Source organism: Streptomyces albus subsp. albus, assembly GCF_000719865.1.
In the GTDB taxonomy this organism is placed as follows: Bacteria; Actinomycetota; Actinomycetes; order Streptomycetales; family Streptomycetaceae; genus Streptomyces; species Streptomyces albus_E.
Genome location: NZ_JOID01000015.1, coordinates 1 through 14,590, shown reverse-complemented (window position 1 = coordinate 14,590; position 14,590 = coordinate 1). Strand labels below are relative to the sequence as shown.

Annotated in this window: 18 protein-coding genes; 10 read left to right on the top strand and 8 right to left on the bottom strand. The window is 72.3% G+C overall.

Features of this window, described 5'->3' with window-relative positions; genetic code table 11:
• Positions 1 to 123: 123 nt before the first annotated feature.
• Together IF83_RS0115980 and mca are read right to left on the bottom strand one after the other, a co-directional pair.
• Positions 124 to 477, bottom strand: coding sequence for a hypothetical protein (locus IF83_RS0115980; RefSeq protein WP_051722816.1), 354 nt, complete (start codon positions 475 to 477; stop codon positions 124 to 126).
• A 4-nt stretch (positions 478 to 481) separates the two neighbouring features.
• A complete protein-coding gene (gene mca / locus IF83_RS0115975) occupies positions 482 to 1,354 on the bottom strand; it encodes a mycothiol conjugate amidase Mca (protein ID WP_030544860.1) in 873 nt (290 codons plus the stop codon).
• Between the two features lie 115 nt (positions 1,355 to 1,469).
• On the opposite strand from mca, the gene IF83_RS0115970 reads away from it, so the two are divergent.
• Together IF83_RS0115970 and greA are read left to right on the top strand one after the other, a co-directional pair.
• Positions 1,470 to 1,880, top strand: a complete 411-nt coding sequence (locus IF83_RS0115970) for a DUF4307 domain-containing protein (protein ID WP_030544859.1) — start codon at positions 1,470 to 1,472, stop codon at positions 1,878 to 1,880.
• A 143-nt stretch (positions 1,881 to 2,023) separates the two neighbouring features.
• Complete coding sequence (gene greA / locus IF83_RS0115965; RefSeq protein ID WP_030544858.1) at positions 2,024 to 2,524, top strand: transcription elongation factor GreA; 501 nt, start codon at positions 2,024 to 2,026, stop codon at positions 2,522 to 2,524.
• Positions 2,525 to 2,629: 105 nt separating this feature from the next.
• On the opposite strand, the gene IF83_RS0115960 is transcribed toward greA, so the two are convergent.
• From IF83_RS0115960 to ilvA, 3 genes are all read right to left on the bottom strand, one after another.
• Complete coding sequence (locus IF83_RS0115960; protein WP_030544857.1) at positions 2,630 to 3,490, bottom strand: ABC transporter permease; 861 nt, start codon at positions 3,488 to 3,490, stop codon at positions 2,630 to 2,632.
• On the bottom strand, positions 3,487 to 4,470 hold the full coding sequence (locus IF83_RS0115955; protein WP_030544856.1) for a daunorubicin resistance protein DrrA family ABC transporter ATP-binding protein: 984 nt from the start codon (positions 4,468 to 4,470) through the stop codon (positions 3,487 to 3,489). The genes IF83_RS0115960 and IF83_RS0115955 overlap by 4 nt, the downstream gene beginning before the upstream one ends.
• Before the next feature lie 213 nt (positions 4,471 to 4,683).
• Positions 4,684 to 5,934 carry a threonine ammonia-lyase gene (ilvA, locus tag IF83_RS0115950; protein ID WP_030544855.1) on the bottom strand — a complete coding sequence of 417 codons (1,251 nt, stop codon included), beginning with the start codon at positions 5,932 to 5,934 and terminating at the stop codon, positions 4,684 to 4,686.
• Between the two features lie 154 nt (positions 5,935 to 6,088).
• Here ilvA and IF83_RS0115945 point away from each other — a divergent pair, with 154 nt between their 5' ends.
• From IF83_RS0115945 to IF83_RS35465, 3 genes are all read left to right on the top strand, one after another.
• Positions 6,089 to 6,610, top strand: a complete 522-nt coding sequence (locus IF83_RS0115945; protein WP_030544854.1) for a MarR family winged helix-turn-helix transcriptional regulator — start codon at positions 6,089 to 6,091, stop codon at positions 6,608 to 6,610.
• A gap of 253 nt (positions 6,611 to 6,863) precedes the next feature.
• Positions 6,864 to 7,535 carry a sigma factor-like helix-turn-helix DNA-binding protein gene (locus IF83_RS35655; RefSeq protein WP_208605884.1) on the top strand — a complete coding sequence of 224 codons (672 nt, stop codon included), beginning with the start codon at positions 6,864 to 6,866 and terminating at the stop codon, positions 7,533 to 7,535.
• Entirely contained in the window at positions 7,532 to 7,879 is a 348-nt protein-coding gene (locus IF83_RS35465; protein ID WP_347877105.1) for a hypothetical protein, read from the top strand. The genes IF83_RS35655 and IF83_RS35465 overlap by 4 nt, the downstream gene beginning before the upstream one ends.
• Before the next feature lie 91 nt (positions 7,880 to 7,970).
• Here IF83_RS35465 and IF83_RS0115930 read toward each other — a convergent pair whose 3' ends face one another.
• Entirely contained in the window at positions 7,971 to 9,134 is a 1,164-nt protein-coding gene (locus IF83_RS0115930) for a cystathionine gamma-synthase (RefSeq protein WP_030544851.1), read from the bottom strand.
• Between the two features lie 165 nt (positions 9,135 to 9,299).
• On the opposite strand from IF83_RS0115930, the gene IF83_RS0115925 reads away from it, so the two are divergent.
• A complete protein-coding gene (locus IF83_RS0115925) occupies positions 9,300 to 10,406 on the top strand; it encodes a hypothetical protein (RefSeq protein ID WP_030544850.1) in 1,107 nt (368 codons plus the stop codon).
• A gap of 302 nt (positions 10,407 to 10,708) precedes the next feature.
• Positions 10,709 to 11,371 (top strand): peptide-methionine (S)-S-oxide reductase MsrA, encoded by a 663-nt coding sequence (gene msrA / locus IF83_RS0115920; protein WP_030544849.1) that lies wholly within the window; start codon positions 10,709 to 10,711, stop codon positions 11,369 to 11,371.
• Between the two features lie 25 nt (positions 11,372 to 11,396).
• Here the strand turns inward: msrA and IF83_RS0115915 are convergent, their stop codons facing one another.
• Positions 11,397 to 11,972, bottom strand: a complete 576-nt coding sequence (locus IF83_RS0115915) for a hypothetical protein (RefSeq protein WP_030544848.1) — start codon at positions 11,970 to 11,972, stop codon at positions 11,397 to 11,399.
• 215 nt (positions 11,973 to 12,187) lie between these two features.
• Here IF83_RS0115915 and IF83_RS0115910 point away from each other — a divergent pair, with 215 nt between their 5' ends.
• Both IF83_RS0115910 and IF83_RS0115905 read left to right on the top strand, forming a co-directional pair.
• The gene (locus IF83_RS0115910) at positions 12,188 to 12,598 is read left to right on the top strand and encodes a VOC family protein (RefSeq protein ID WP_030544847.1); all 411 of its coding nucleotides are present in this window, start codon (positions 12,188 to 12,190) and stop codon (positions 12,596 to 12,598) included.
• 105 nt (positions 12,599 to 12,703) lie between these two features.
• The gene (locus tag IF83_RS0115905; protein ID WP_030544846.1) at positions 12,704 to 13,246 is read left to right on the top strand and encodes a helix-turn-helix transcriptional regulator; all 543 of its coding nucleotides are present in this window, start codon (positions 12,704 to 12,706) and stop codon (positions 13,244 to 13,246) included.
• 149 nt (positions 13,247 to 13,395) lie between these two features.
• Here the strand turns inward: IF83_RS0115905 and IF83_RS0115900 are convergent, their stop codons facing one another.
• On the bottom strand, positions 13,396 to 14,064 hold the full coding sequence (locus tag IF83_RS0115900) for a lytic polysaccharide monooxygenase auxiliary activity family 9 protein (protein ID WP_030544845.1): 669 nt from the start codon (positions 14,062 to 14,064) through the stop codon (positions 13,396 to 13,398).
• A 308-nt stretch (positions 14,065 to 14,372) separates the two neighbouring features.
• Between IF83_RS0115900 and IF83_RS35310 the strand changes: the two genes are divergently transcribed.
• Positions 14,373 to 14,495 carry a hypothetical protein gene (locus IF83_RS35310; RefSeq protein ID WP_279617220.1) on the top strand — a complete coding sequence of 41 codons (123 nt, stop codon included), beginning with the start codon at positions 14,373 to 14,375 and terminating at the stop codon, positions 14,493 to 14,495.
• The last annotated feature ends 95 nt before the right edge of the window (positions 14,496 to 14,590 follow it).

Here is a 14,590-nt window from a genome sequence, read left to right as displayed (position 1 = left end):
CTCGACGTCGTTGATGCCGGTCCAGGGCGCGGTTCAGCGCGCGGTCCGCCCCGGGGCTCCGTCCCCTCCGCCGTCTGCGCGGAAGGGAGCGGCGGCCCGGCGCGGACCGCTACGGGCCCGGTGTCAGTCGCCGGTGCCGGCGGCGGGGCGGTCGGCTCCGCTGGTGCCCGTGGTCCCGTCCGTCCCGGAGGCCGAGCCGGCCCCGGAGGCCGAGCCGGAATCGGCCGCCGTCCGGGCGGCCGGTACGGCCTCCCCCTCGCCGGCGGTGTCCCGCTCCTGGAAATCGATCTTCGTGAACTGCTTGCTCATGTTCTTCATCAGCAGCCAGACGGCCCCGCCGAGAAGAGCGAAGACGATGAAGCCGAGGACACCTGGCGTCACCTTGTTCTCGTCCAGCTCCTTGGCGAGCGGCACGAGCTGCGTCATGGCCTGGTTGCCCCAGGCGGAGGCCAGGGGGAGGGTGCTGTCGATCGTCATGGGGTCAATTCTCCCGGATGCCCGCGAAGAGGTCGTCCTCGGGGAGGGAGGTCTCCACGTGCGACTTCACGAGCTCGTACTCCTCGGTCGGCCAGACCTCCTGCTGGATCTCCATCGGCACCCGGAACCACCCGCCGTCGGGGTCGATCTGCGTGGCGTGCGCGATCAGCGCCTTGTCCCGGACGGGGAAGAAGTCCCCGCACGGCACATAGGTGGTGAGCGTCCGCTCCGTGCGGGAGAACTCCTCCCAGCGCTTGAGCCAGTCCCCGTACGGGGACTCCATGCCGCGGGCCAGCAGCGCCTCGTGCAGCGCGAGGGTGCGGGGCTTGTTGAAGCCCTGGTTGTAGTAGAGCTTCAACGGCTTCCACGGCTCCCCGGCCTCCGGGTAGCGCTCGGCGTCCCCCGCGGCGTCGAAGGCCACCATCGAGATCTTGTGGGTCATGATGTGGTCGGGGTGCGGATAGCCGCCGTTCTCGTCATATGTGGTGATCACGTGCGGGCGGAACTCACGGATGAGCTTCACCAGCGTCCCCGCCGCCTCGTCCACGTCCTGGAGGGCGAAGCAGCCCTCGGGCAGCGGTGGCAGCGGGTCGCCCTCGGGCAGCCCGGAGTCCACATAGCCCAGCCACGCCTGCTGGACGCCCAGGATCTGACGGGCCTCGTCCATCTCCTTGGCCCGCACCTCGTGGATGTGCTCCTCGATGTACGGGTCGCCCTGCAGCTTGGGGTTGAGGATGGAGCCGCGCTCCCCGCCCGTGCAGGTCGCGACCAGCACGTCCACCCCCTCGGACACGTACTTCGCCATGGTCGCCGCGCCCTTGCTCGACTCGTCGTCGGGGTGGGCGTGCACCGCCATCAAACGCAGTTGCTCGGTCAAGACTCATCCTCGGTCAGTGGTCTCGGCCCCCTCCGCCGTTCGGAGACGGCGCCTTCTATAGTGACCGAAGCGGGAGCCTATTCATTCCACCGTTCCCGGGCTCCGGAGGAACACGATGACCGCCACGCGCACCCCTCTCCCCGAGGGCCGGTACGGCCGCTCGGCCGACGAGCGCGCCGACCGTGTGCTCAAGGTCACCGGTGCGGTGCTGGGTGCCGGGCTGCTGGGGCTGCTCGGCTGGTTCGGTTACTCCTCCGTGGCCGGCCAGGACGTGAGCGGCGAGCTGATCAAGTTCCAGGTGGTCTCGGACGAGGCCGTAGAGGCCCATCTCGAAGTCCGCAAGGACGCCGCCACGCCCGGTGTGTGCACCCTCCGCTCCCTCTCCGAGTCGGGTGCCGAGGTGGGCTGGAAGGACATCCGCTTCGATGAGCGCGAGGACCGGATCGACAAGGTCGTGACCGTCCGCACCACGGAGCGCGCCACGGCCGTGGAGCTCCTCGGCTGCCGGCCCGCGCCCGCCGGCTGACCTGCGCACACCCGGACGTACCGGTTTTTCTCCCTTCCCTTTTCCGCCGAAATTGTTAGGCTCGTGGTTTCGCCCACCCTTGAAGGCGCAAACCCTTCGGGTAGGGCGTTGCTTTGTATTCCCAGCACGGACGAGGAGCACCTGTGACCCAGACCAGCGACAACGTCACCTGGCTCACCCAGGAGGCGTACAACCAGCTCAAGGCCGAGCTGGAGTACCTGTCGGGTCCCGCACGCACCGAGATCGCCAAGAAGATCGAGGCGGCTCGGGAAGAGGGTGACCTGCGGGAGAACGGCGGTTACCACGCGGCCAAGGAGGAGCAGGGAAAGCAGGAGCTTCGCATCCGCCAGCTCACCCAGCTGCTGCAGCACGCCAAGGTCGGTGAGACGCCGCCGGACGACGGCGTGGTGGAGCCGGGCATGGTCGTCACGATCGCCTTCGACGGCGACCCGGACGACACCACCACCTTCCTGCTCGCCTCCCGCGAGTACGCCAGCGCGTCGAGCGTGGAGACGTTCTCCCCGCAGTCCCCGCTGGGCCAGGGAGTGAACGGCAAGCGGGTCGGCGACGAGGCACAGTACGAGCTGCCGAACGGCAAGATGGCCTCGGTGAAGATCCTGAAGGCCAAGCCGTACACGGGCTGAGCCCCGAGCACACCCCCGAACGGCGATACCCGCACAGGGCGGAGCCCCCGGTACGGAGAAGACGTACCGGGGGCTCCGCCCTGCGTGGGCCGGGCGGCTGGACCGTCAGACGGCCGCGGAACGGTACTTCCGCACGGCGAGCGTACGGAAGACCGCGATGATGAGCACCGACCACAGGACGGACGCCAGCACCGGGTTCTGCATGGGCCAGGCGTCCGCCACCGGGTAGCCCGCCGGAAGGTTGCCGAACAGCTCCCGGCACGCCTGCACGGTCGCGCTGAAGGGATTCCATTCGGCGATGTGCCGCAGGAAGGTCGGCATGTTGTCGGAGGGCACGAAGGCGTTCGAGATGAACGTCAGCGGGAAGAGCCAGATCAGGCCGCCGGAGGTGGCCGCCTCCGGGGTACGGACGGAGAGCCCGATCAGCGCGCCGATCCAGGAGAAGGCGTAGCCCAGCAACAGCAGCAGGGCGAAGCCCGCCAGCATCTTGAGCACGCCCTCGTGGATCCGCCAGCCGACCAGCAGGGCGACCACGGCCAGCACGACGACCGTCAGCGTCGTCTGCACCAGGTCGGCGAGGGTGCGGCCGGTGAGCACCGCGCCGCGTGCCATGGGCAGCGACCGGAAGCGGTCGATGAGGCCCTTGTGCATGTCGTCCGCGATACCGGCGCCGGCCCCCGCCGTGGCGAAGGTGACGGTCTGGGCGAAGATGCCCGCCATCAGGAACTCCCGGTACAGCTCGGGACTGAGGCTGCCGCCGACACTGATGGAGCCGCCGAACACATAGCTGAACAGCACCACGAACATGATGGGCTGGATCAGCCCGAAGATGATCATCTCCGGGATGCGCATCATCCGGATCAGATTGCGCTTGGCGACGACCAGGGAGTCCTTCGCGGACTGGACGATCCCGCCGCGCGGGCGCGGGGCGGCCGTCGCGGCCTTCGTCTCGGTCACGGCGCTCATGTGGCGGCCTCCTCGGGCTGGGCGTTCTCCTGGCCGCTGCTCTCGGCGGCGTGACCGGTGAGGGAGATGAAGACGTCGTCGAGGGTGGGACGGCGCAGCCCGATGTCGTCGATCTCGACGCCGCGGCCGTCGAGTTCGCGGATGACCTCGGCCAGGAGCTTGGCTCCGCCGGTGACCGGGACGGTGATCCTGCGCGTGTGGTCGTCGACGCTGAGCTCACCCTTGCCGAAGCCGTTCAGCACCTCGGTGGCGGTGGTCACCTGATCCCGCTCGTGCACGACGACCTCGACGCGCTCCCCGCCGGTGCGGGCCTTGAGCTGGTCGGAGGTGCCGCGCGCTATGACCTTGCCGTGGTCGATCACGCAGATGTCGTGGGCGAGCTGGTCGGCCTCCTCCAGATACTGCGTGGTCAGCAGCAGGGTGGTGCCGCCGGCCACGAGCTCCTGGATGATCGACCAGAGCTGCTGCCGGTTGCGGGGGTCGAGGCCGGTGGTCGGCTCGTCCATGAACATCACGGGCGGGCTGACCACGAGGGCGGCGGCGAGGTCGAGACGGCGCCGCATGCCGCCGGAGTAGGTCTTGGCGGGCCGGTCGGCCGCGTCGCTGAGGTTGAAGCGTTCGAGCAGTTCGACGGCGCGGGACTTCGCGTCACGCGCGCTCATCTGGTAGAGCTGCCCGACCATCTGGAGGTTCTCGCGGCCGGTGAGGTATTCGTCGACGGCGGCGAACTGGCCGGACAGGCCGATGGAACGGCGGACTTCGTTGGGGTGCTTGAGCACGTCGATGCCCGCCACGACCGCGGAACCGCTGTCGGGCCGCAGCAGGGTCGTGAGGACCCGTACGGCGGTGGTCTTCCCGGCACCGTTCGGGCCGAGCAGCCCGAGCACCGTGCCTTCGGGGACGTCGAGATCAACGCCGTCCAGTGCCCGCACAGCGCCGAAGGTCTTCACCAGACCTTCGGCGTAAATGGCGCCTGGCATGGAAGTCTCCTGGTGTTATTGACTTTTGAAGATGATTGGTTCGTTCTGCCCGTCTTCTCCGCCGGGCGGCGGACAGCTTCCGCGGCCCGGCGCCGGGGGAGGGAGCGGTGAGGCGGCGCGGGGACCGCCACCTTAGCGCACTCACGATATATCGCGTTAGGCGCACGCGTCTGCTCATCCGCCGGTTCACCCCCGTCCCCCGTCCCCGAGCCCTCACGGCAGAACCGTGTAGCCGGCCTCCCGGATCGCCTCCCGCACCTCGGCGCAGTGCTCCGGACCCTGGGTCTCCAGGCGCAGCTCCACCTCGGCCTCCGAGAGCCCGAGCCGCGGATCGGTCCGGGCATGGCTCACGTCGAGGACGTTAGCGTCCGCCTCTGACAACACCCCGAGAAGCGTCGCGAGGGACCCCGGACGGTCCGTGAGCCGCAGCCGCAGCGACAGATACCGGCCCGCCGCCGCCATGCCGTGCCGCAGGACGTGCTGCAGCAGCAGCGGATCCACGTTCCCCCCGGAGAGCACCGCCACGACCGGGCCCTCGAAGGACTCCGGCTCCGACAGCAGCGCCGCGACCGGACTCGCGCCCGCCGGTTCCACGACGAGCTTGGCCCGCTCCAGGCACAGCAGCAGCGCCCGGGACAGCGCGTCCTCCGTGACCGTACGGACTTCGTCCACCAGTTCGCCAATGATTTTGAACGGCACATCCCCCGGCCGCCCCACCTTGATGCCGTCCGCCATCGTGGACGGCGACTCCAGCGCCACCGGGTGCCCCGCGGCCAGCGAGGGAGGGTAGGCAGCCGCGCCGGCCGCCTGCACGCCGATCACCTTCACCCGCGGCTGCAGCGACTTGACCGCCAGCGCGATCCCCGCCGCCAGCCCGCCGCCGCCCATCCCCACCACGATGGTGCCGACCTCCGGGCACTGCTCCAGGATCTCCAGGCCCACGGTGCCCTGCCCGGCGACGATGTCCCGGTGGTCGAAGGGGTGGATGAACACCGCGCCCGTCTCCCGCGCGTACTCCTGGGCGGCCCGCAGCGTCTCGTCCACCACCTGCCCGTGCGTCCGCACCTCGGCCCCGTACTCACGGGTCGCCGCCACCTTCGGCAGCGGGGCGCCGACGGGCATGAAGACCGTCGAGCGCACGCCCAGCAGGGAGGCCGCCAGTGCGACGCCCTGGGCGTGGTTCCCCGCGCTCGCCGCCACGACCCCGGCCGCGCGCTCCTCCTCCGTCAGCCCGGCGATCCGCACATAGGCGCCGCGCAGCTTGAATGAGCCGGTGCGCTGGAGGTTCTCGCACTTCAGATGGACGGGCGCGCCCACCAGCCGGGACAGATGCCGGCTTCCCTCCATCGCCGTCACCCGGGCGACCCCGGACAGCATCTTGTGCGCGGCGCGCACATCCTCCACGGTGAGCACGGACGGGGCGGCGGACTTGTGGTCCGCGTCACAGCCATTGGTTGCAGCCATGCCGCCAGTCTCGCAGGGCCCTCCGGTCGCGCGCGCCCCGCGGATCACCGCGCCGTGCCGGTGCCACCGGTTCGCCCGGCGCCCGTACGGCTTCCGGCCCCGGCCGCGTAATCTGTGGCCATCCCATCGCCCCTTCACGAAGTGAGCCCAGGCCATGCCCCCCACTCCGGATGTGACGACTCCCCCCGACCGCGGCCTTCTCAACGACCTCCAGCACCAGGTCGCGGTCTTCGCCCGGCGCGCGGAGCAGACCCGGCTCGGCGGCGTCGGGCAGGTGCGGAACTCGATGGACCGCGCCGCCTACCTCCTGCTCAACCGGCTCGACCGGGAAGGCCCCATGGGGGTCAAGGCCCTCGCCGCCGGCATGGGCATCGACTCCTCGACCGTCACCCGCCAGGTCGCGCCGCTCGTGGACACCGGCCTGGTCAAGCGGGCCTCGCACCCCGAGGACGGCCGCGCCGTGGTCCTCGAACTCTCCCCGCGCGGCCAGGCCCGGCTCGACGAGGTGCGCTCCTCCCGCCGGCAGCTGATGGAGCTGCTCACCGAGGACTGGACGGAGGAGGAGCGCACGCTCTTCTGCGGACTGCTCACCCGCTTCAACACCGCGCTGTCGGCCCGCCATCACACGGCGGCGGCCACCGCGCCGCAGGACGTCCCCGGCGCCCCGGGCTCCTGACACCGCCGGACACCATCCGACACCCCTGACGCCTGCGCGTCCTGCGCTTCCCTGCTCCTGACACCACCCGGCGCGTCCCGGCACCTTTCCGGCACCCTCCGGCGCAGCGGCACAGGCTGCACCACCCCACGGCACTCCCCCGCCCCCGGCGGCCCCCGGTCCGCACCTACCGGCCGGTCACCGCGGGCACGCTCTGCCGCCCGCCTCTTGACCGGGCACCCCGGCTGCCGTCCCATGGAGAGCGGGAGGCGCTGTGCGAGAGCGGTGGGAGGAGCAGGACCGCCGCCGGGCCCGGGAGTTCGACGCGTTCGTCGCGGGAGCGGCCGGCCGGCTGCTGCACACCGCCACGCTCCTCACCGGCGACCGGGCCGCCGCCGAGCGGCTGTTGACCGCCGCCCTGGCCCGCACCTACGCCGGATGGGACAAGCTGCGCGGCGAGGACCCGTACGACCTCGCCCGCCGGGAGCTTGCCGCCCGCTACGCGAACACCGCCTGGCGACGGCGCCGGCCGCGCGGCGGGGTCCTCGACGGACTCACCGCGCAGGAGCGGCTGATCGTCGTCCTGCGGCTGCGCGAGGACGTCTCCGAGGAACAGGCCGCGGCCCAACTGGGCCTGCCCGCCGACCGGGTTCGCGCGACCTGCCTGCGCGCGGTCTCCCGGCTGCGCTCGTCCTCCCGGACGGGGCTCGGGACCGGCGCGGAGCGGCGGGCGCGGGGGCGGCGGCGGACCGCGGACGAACCCGCGGACGACGGCCCACCGGGCCGCGCCGCCCCCCGGGCCGTCACCACCGGCTCCGCCGGTGACGGTGGCGCGTGGCGCCGGCCCGGCGGCGCGGGCAGTACGGGCAGCGCAGGCAGTACGGGCAGCGCCGGCCGGGCCCCCACGCGCCCTCGCCCGCCCGCGGCCGGGGAGAGCGGGCCATGAGCTTCCCGGGCCCGCCCGGCCCTTCCGGCCCACCCGGCCCCTCCGGCTACCCGCGTCCCCGCGGCCTGCCCGAACCCCCGGTCCTCCCCGATCTCTCCGGCATACCGGATCACAAGGAGGAGATGGTCCGGCGGATGCTCGACGGCCCGCACCCCCCGGTCCCGCCGGACCTGGGCGCGCGGGCCGCGGCCCGCGGGGTGCGCGCGGTGGCCCGCCGCCGGATGCTGCACGTGCTGGTGGTCGTCCTCGCGGGCGCGGCGGTCGGCGCGCTCCTGGTCTGGGCGGCCGCCACCCAGCCCTGGTCCGCGCCCGAGATCACCACCCCGCCGGTCGGGGGCCTGTGACCTGCGGGTGCCCGGCGAGTGGCCGCGGCTGCCCGGCGAGTGAACGGCCCGCGCGCCGGGGCGTACGCCGGGCGCGCGGGCACCGCCGGGCTCAGCCCAGCGCCTGAGCCAGATCCGCCAGCAGGTCGTCGGCCGCCTCGATGCCGACGGACAGCCGTACGAGGTCGGAGGGCACCTCCAGGGCCGAGCCCGCCGCCGAGGCGTGCGTCATCCGGCCCGGGTGCTCGATCAGCGACTCGACGCCGCCCAGCGACTCCCCGAGAGTGAACAGCCGCGCCCGGTCGCAGACGTCCACGGCCGCCTGCTCACCGCCCGCCACCCGGAACGACACCATTCCGCCGAAGCCCCGCATCTGCTTGGCGGCGGTCTCGTGGCCGGGGTGGTCCGGCAGGCCCGGATAGAGCACCCGCGTCACCTTGGGGTGCCCGGTCAGCATCTCGGCGACACGCTCGGCGTTGGCGGTGTGCCGGTCCATGCGGACGGCGAGGGTCTTGATGCCGCGCAGCACCAGCCAGGCGTCGAACGGCCCGGCGATGGCGCCCATCGCGTTCTGGTGGAACGCCAGTTCCTCGCCCAGCGTGTCGTCACCCACCACCAGGGCGCCGCCGACGACGTCGGAGTGCCCGCCCATGTACTTGGTGGTCGAGTGCACGACGACGTCCGCGCCCAGCGCGAGCGGCTGCTGCAGATACGGGCTGGCGAAGGTGTTGTCGACGACCAGCCGGGCGCCGGCGCCGCGCGCGACCTCGGCGACGGCGGCGATGTCGGTGATGCCCAACAGCGGGTTCGACGGGGTCTCCACCCAGACCACCTTGGTCCGGGGGGTGAGCGCCGCCCGCACGGCCGCCGGGTCGGAGGAGTCTGCGACCGACCACTCGACGCCCCAGCGCTCGACCACCTTGGCGAACAGCCGGAAGGTGCCGCCGTAGGCGTCGTTCGGGATGACCACGTGGTCCCCGGGCTTCAGCAGCGTACGGAGCAGGCAGTCCTCGGCGGCCAGGCCGGAGGCGAAGGCCAGCCCGCGGCGGCCGCCCTCCAGCGCCGCGAGGTTCTCCTCCAGGGCCGTGCGCGTCGGGTTGGCCGAACGGCTGTACTCGTAGCCGCCGCGCAGCCCGCCCACGCCGTCCTGCTTGTACGTGGAGACCTGGTAGATCGGCGGCACCACGGCACCGGTGGCCGCGTCGGCCTCCTGTCCCGCGTGGATGGCAAGGGTCTCGAAGCTCGTGGCTCCGTGCTGCTGGTGCTGGTCGCTCATGAGCCCGAGAGTAGTACCCGCGAGGGCCGCGCCCGGAACTTGAGCGCACCGCCCGCGAGTAGAGAGAGTGGGGGCGCGACACTGGGAGCGCGCCCCGCCGCCCGCGCCCGCACACGGACGGCCCGATCCGCCACCGTGATCTCACAGGACACCGACAGGACCGCCATGGACATGCTCTTCCTCCTTCTCGCCCTGACCATGATCGGCGCTGTCCTGGTCGTCTTCCTGCGGCGCATGCGCGCCGGTGCGCAGGCCGCGGGGGGTTACGGCGCGGCCACCGACCCGGAGCGCTACGGCTTCGCCCCGGTGGAGCTGCTCGACGTACGGCTGCCGGGCCCCGACCGCGAGCTGACCGAGACCCTCGACGAGCTGACGCGCACCCAGGACTGGCGCCCGGCGCAGCGGCTCCTCGCCGCCACCGCGGACCACGAGCTGCGCTGGCAGCGGGTGCAGAGCCTGGCCGGGGCGGCCTCCCACGAGCTGGCGGAGCGCCCCGGGGAGGGCGGCCGGTGGCTGCGGACCTGGCGGGTCGAGGCCCCGAAGGACGCCGGGGCCGCGCTGGTGCACGCCGAGTTCCTGGTGCACCAGGCCCGGCAGACGGCAGCCGTCTCCGGTGCCGGCTCGGACGAGCACCGGATCATCCTGGAGGAGGCGCGCTCCGTGTGCGCCGACGCCGCGCTGCTGGCGCCGGGCGACCCCACCCCGTACATCGTCGAACTGGCGATCGCCCGCGGTCTCGGCTACCGGCAGGCGGACTTCGAGGAGCTGTGGAGCACGGTCACCGCGCGTGCCCCGCACCACATGGGCGCGCATCTCGCCGCGCTGCACTACTGGTGCGCGAAGTGGCACGGCTCGAAGGAACTCGCGGACGTCTTCGCGCAGCGCGCGGCGGCCACGGCCCCGGAGCGGAGCCTGCTGCCCGCGCTGCCGCTGTTCGCCGTCTTCGAACACCTGCCGGAGGTCAACACCGTCAGCAGCCTCTACCGGAGCGACGTCGTCACCAAGGCGGTCGAGGGCGCCCTCTACGCGGTCCGCGGTGCGCCCGCCGAGCATCCGGTGATGCCGCACGTCCGGCATCTGCTGGTGTGGTTCCTGGTGCGCGCGGAGCGCTGGGCCGACGCCATGGAACAGCTGGCGCACGTGGACGGCCATGTGGGCGCGGTCCCGTGGTCGTACGGCGCGAACCCGGCGGCCGAGTACGCGGCCCACCGCGCCCTGGCCGTCGCGGGCTGGGAGTCCACGGGCGGCACCCCGGCGACGATGCCGCGCTGAGCCGGGTCCGGGGCCGCCGGGGTGCCGCCCGTGCCCCCGCGCCGGGCAGGCACGGAGCGACGCGGCCCCGCCGCCCGGGCGGGGGACCGGCAGCCCGCCGCCGTCCGCGCGTCGGGGTCGTCCCGGACGGGACGAGTGACGGAGAGCGGCGCCCGGTGCGGGACGGCCCGGCGAAGCGGCGACCCGTGACGCCACCTCGCGCGGGGCGCGCCGGCCTCACGGCCGGATGTCCACCGGATGCGGAATCCCCGGCACGCGCCGTACGTTCTCCGGAGCGGACACCGAGCCGAGGAGCGCACCTGATGTTCTGGACCCGCACGCCGCAGCTGCCCACCCCCGAACAGGCCCTCGAAGGCCGCCCGGAGCCGGGGTACACGGTCCCCGACCGTCACACGGTCCTCGGCAACCCCCTCCTCGGCCCGTACCCGGAAGGGCTGGAGATCGCAGACTTCGGCCTCGGCTGCTTCTGGGGCGCCGAACGCAAGTTCTGGCAGACCCCCGGCGTCTGGACCACACTCGCCGGCTACCAGGGCGGCTACACGCGCCACCCCGCGTACGAGGAGGTGTGCAGCGGCCTGACCGGCCACACCGAGGCGGTCCGCGTCGTCCACGACCCGGAGGCCGTCTCCTACGAGGCCCTGCTCAAGCTCTTCTGGGAGTCGCACGATCCCACGCAGGGCTTCCGCCAGGGCAACGACGTCGGCACCCAGTACCGCTCGGCGATCTACACCCACTCCCCCGCCCAGCAGGCGGCCGCGGAGTCCTCCCGCGACGCGTACCAGGCCGTCCTGACCGCCCGCGGCTACGGCACGATCACCACCGAGATCCTCCCGGCCGACACCCGCCCCTTCTACCCGGCGGAGCCCTACCACCAGCAGTACCTCGACAAGAACCCGAACGGCTACTGCGGCATCGGCGGCACGGGCGTCTCCTGTCCGGTCGGCGTCGCGAAGGCGGACGGCTGAGCGGCGCCTCTCCGGGCACGGACCGTCAGAGCTTGCCGCCCACCAGAACCGTGCGGTGGCCGCCCAGCGCGCGGGCGAAGCGTTCGAGGAAGCCGGGGCTGAACGCGGGCCAGTCCCAGAACTCGAAACCCAGGTAGCCGAAGGCGTAGTAGTCGCCGTCCCAGCTCCACGCGGTCAGATCGCCGGCGCGGCGGCAGCGCGGGCAGGTGACGGCGGCCCGGCCCGTGTCGTGCCAGGTGTCGATGGCCTTGCCGAAGGGTTCGTACGCGTCCTCGATCACGTCCCAGTCGTCCGTGTACAGGTCCACCCGGCCGGAGCAGTGAGGACATGCCGCGAACGCGGCGTCGCCCTGGCCGCCGTGGAAGACGGTCCGGCCGGTCTCGATGTTGAGCCCGTCGGTGGGCTCCCAGTCCTCCGCTCCGACCGCGTCCGCCCAGCGGGGGCCGGGCGGGTGCCCCAGCGGCGCCCCGAGGACGCAGTCGGTGCGCTCGGCCCGGACGATCCCCTGCCCGATCAGCCAGTCGAGGCCCCTGGCCGCGATGGCCGGCGCGTCTGCCTGCGTGGCGTCCAGGTCGACGACCGTCTGGAAGTGGCTTCCCATACGCCGACAGTAAGCCAGGCCATGTGGGTTGACGCATCGGGGCGAAAGACCAGTGCGAGCCTCCCTCAACCGCTCCCGGCGGCTGACGGGGCGTCGCGCCCCCCGCCGCAGGCAACATGCGAGTTCCACGCGGCAGACCCGTGCACGCAAGAAGCGTCCTGATCGGTCAGGATTCGAGAAGCGCAGCTCACGGAGGCGGCCCTAATCTGCCGGACATGGACATCACCATTCACACGAGTTTCCTCCCGCACGACGACCCGGACGCGTCGCTCGCCTTCTACCGGGACGTCCTCGGCTTCGAGGTCCGCAACGACGTCGGGCAGGGCAAGATGCGCTGGATCACCGTCGGCCCGCCCGGTCAGCCCGACACCTCAATCCTTCTGGCGCCGCCGGCCGCCGACCCGGGGATCACCGAGGACGAGCGCCGCACCATCACCGAGATGATGGCCAAGGGCACCTACGGCTGGATCCTTCTGGCCACCAGGGACCTCGACGACACGTTCGAAAAGGTGCAGGCCGGTGACACCGAGGTCGTACAGGAGCCGACCGAACAGCCTTACGGCATCCGGGACTGCGCCTTCCGCGACCCCGCGGGGAACCTGGTCCGCATCCAGGAACTGCGCTGAACCTCGCGGGCACCGATGCGGCCGAACGCCTGGGGTGCCTGCCACGGCGGGCACCCCGGGCGTTCGTGAACGCTGGTGGAAGACGAGACAAGGGGGAGCGTTCTCATGTGTCAGCCCGAGTGGCGGCGTGCCCGCGTCCAGGCACAGCGCCTGTCCGATCTCGCGCGGCTGCGCCGCGTTCGCGACCGGATCGACAGGGAGTACGCGCAGCCGCTGAACGTGGAGGCGCTCGCCCGGGGCGTGCACATGTCCGCCGGGCACCTCAGCCGGCAGTTCCGGGCCGCCTATGGTGAGTCGCCGTACGCGTACCTGATGACGCGTCGCATCGAGCGCGCGACGGCACTGCTGCGGCGCGGCGACCTCAGTGTCACCGAGGTCTGCTTCGCGGTCGGCTGCGCGTCGCTGGGCACGTTCACCACCCGCTTCACCGAACTGGTCGGCATGCCGCCCGGGGCCTTCCGGCGCCGGGCGGCGGACGCGGCGGAGGCGGGGGAGGCCGGCCGTGCCGATGCCGCGGACGCGGCACATGACGCGGCTTCCGCGAGCACGGTGCGCACGGTGGAGGGGATGCCGGCGTGCGTGGCGAAGCAGGTGGCGAGACCGGTCAGGAATCGAGAGGCTCCGGTCGCCGAGCGGCACCTGCCGTGAAGGTCACGGCGATCACCGCGTCCGCCGGCGTCCGACAAGGCCGGTCGGGGACGGAACCGGCGGCGAACACGGCCAGGCCGTGGCAGACGCGCTGCCGATGCCCCGGAGAGGCCCCGCCGGACGGTGGCTGCGTCCGGCGGGGCCGTGGCTCAGCGGAAGTTCACGTCACTGCAGATGTAGTACGACTGGTCCGCGTGCGAGGCCTGCCAGATCGTGTAGACGACGTGGTGCCCGCTGCGGCCCGGGGCGCGGATGTCGACCGGCATGGTGCCGCTCGGCGCGATCCTGCCCGTCTCCGCCACCAGTTCGAGATCGCCCCAGCCCAGCCGTTGTGTGGCCGGGGCGAAGCCCTGTTTGGTGACGTAGACCCGGATGTAGTCCGCGCCGTGATGCGCCTGGTCCGTCAGCGTCACCGTGAAAGCGGCGCCAACGTCTTTGGTCTTCCACGGCCCGGGCGTGTCCATCGAGGCGTAGCGGCCGTCCCCGGTCAGGCCCGCGCTGCACAGCTGCCCGTCCGGGATCGCGCCCTGGTGGTCGCCGCCCACGTTCTCCCGGTACAGCCCGTTCCAGTTCCACATCGCGTTGGTGTCGTCCTGCCACGCCTGCCAGCACATGGGGTCCTGCTGCTCCATGGCCGGGTTCTGGAAGTCGCTGCCCCAGCGCGCCCAGCAGCCGTAGTTGCGGGACGGCGGGTCGGTGACCGAGCCGTGGGCGACAGCGGTGCCCGACCAGGGGATCAGAAACAGCAGCGCCGCGGACAGGAGGGTGAGGACGCGAAGCGGCCACGGAGAGGGGTTTGCGGGGTCATGCCAATGCATCGGCGATCTCCGCCTTCCGGCTGTGGGCTTCGGAATTGGGAGCGCTCCCACACCTACCCGGCTGTGTGAAGCGTCAAACGCTTCCCCCGGGGCCCGGAGACGGAGTCCGCCGGGGGCCTGCTGCTCGCCGGCCGCCCGTACCCGCCCCGGGCCGCGCGCACCCCCGCCGACGACCGGTCCCCGGCACCACACCCGCCCCCTCGGTCACAGGCTGCCGCCGCCGGGGGGCGTGGGCGCGGTGTGTGGGCCATGCTGTTGTGATGACTCAGGTGCGCGCCGAGATTCTGGTGAATGGCACATGGCTTCCGGTGTATTCGATCCACTCCGCCCCCCACCTGGAACACGAGCCCACCGTCCTCGAACCGGTTTCGGCCGACGAGACCATGGTCGATCTCGTTCTGCGGCCCCGGCTGGAGAAGTGCCTGCAGTGACTCCACCCACGACTGAAGTCGCGGGCTTCCTGTGGCGGTGGCTATGCACCGTCACAGAGGACCAGCCCGGCCCTGTGTGCGACGTTGAGCGCGCC

What these genes read in the sequence shown, in the direction of transcription:
- IF83_RS0115980 (WP_051722816.1), bottom strand. Translation starts at nt 477, where the DNA reads ATGACGATCGACAGCACCCTCCCCCTGGCCTCCGCCTGGGGCAACCAG.
- IF83_RS0115970 (WP_030544859.1), top strand. Translation starts at nt 1,470, where the DNA reads ATGACCGCCACGCGCACCCCTCTCCCCGAGGGCCGGTACGGCCGCTCG.
- IF83_RS0115960 (WP_030544857.1), bottom strand. Translation starts at nt 3,490, where the DNA reads ATGAGCGCCGTGACCGAGACGAAGGCCGCGACGGCCGCCCCGCGCCCG.
- IF83_RS0115955 (WP_030544856.1), bottom strand. Translation starts at nt 4,470, where the DNA reads ATGCCAGGCGCCATTTACGCCGAAGGTCTGGTGAAGACCTTCGGCGCT.
- ilvA (WP_030544855.1), bottom strand. Translation starts at nt 5,934, where the DNA reads ATGGCTGCAACCAATGGCTGTGACGCGGACCACAAGTCCGCCGCCCCG.
- IF83_RS0115945 (WP_030544854.1), top strand. Translation starts at nt 6,089, where the DNA reads ATGCCCCCCACTCCGGATGTGACGACTCCCCCCGACCGCGGCCTTCTC.
- IF83_RS35465 (WP_347877105.1), top strand. Translation starts at nt 7,532, where the DNA reads ATGAGCTTCCCGGGCCCGCCCGGCCCTTCCGGCCCACCCGGCCCCTCC.
- IF83_RS0115930 (WP_030544851.1), bottom strand. Translation starts at nt 9,134, where the DNA reads ATGAGCGACCAGCACCAGCAGCACGGAGCCACGAGCTTCGAGACCCTT.
- IF83_RS0115925 (WP_030544850.1), top strand. Translation starts at nt 9,300, where the DNA reads ATGGACATGCTCTTCCTCCTTCTCGCCCTGACCATGATCGGCGCTGTC.
- msrA (WP_030544849.1), top strand. Translation starts at nt 10,709, where the DNA reads ATGTTCTGGACCCGCACGCCGCAGCTGCCCACCCCCGAACAGGCCCTC.
- IF83_RS0115915 (WP_030544848.1), bottom strand. Translation starts at nt 11,972, where the DNA reads ATGGGAAGCCACTTCCAGACGGTCGTCGACCTGGACGCCACGCAGGCA.
- IF83_RS0115910 (WP_030544847.1), top strand. Translation starts at nt 12,188, where the DNA reads ATGGACATCACCATTCACACGAGTTTCCTCCCGCACGACGACCCGGAC.
- IF83_RS0115905 (WP_030544846.1), top strand. Translation starts at nt 12,704, where the DNA reads ATGTGTCAGCCCGAGTGGCGGCGTGCCCGCGTCCAGGCACAGCGCCTG.
- IF83_RS0115900 (WP_030544845.1), bottom strand. Translation starts at nt 14,064, where the DNA reads ATGCATTGGCATGACCCCGCAAACCCCTCTCCGTGGCCGCTTCGCGTC.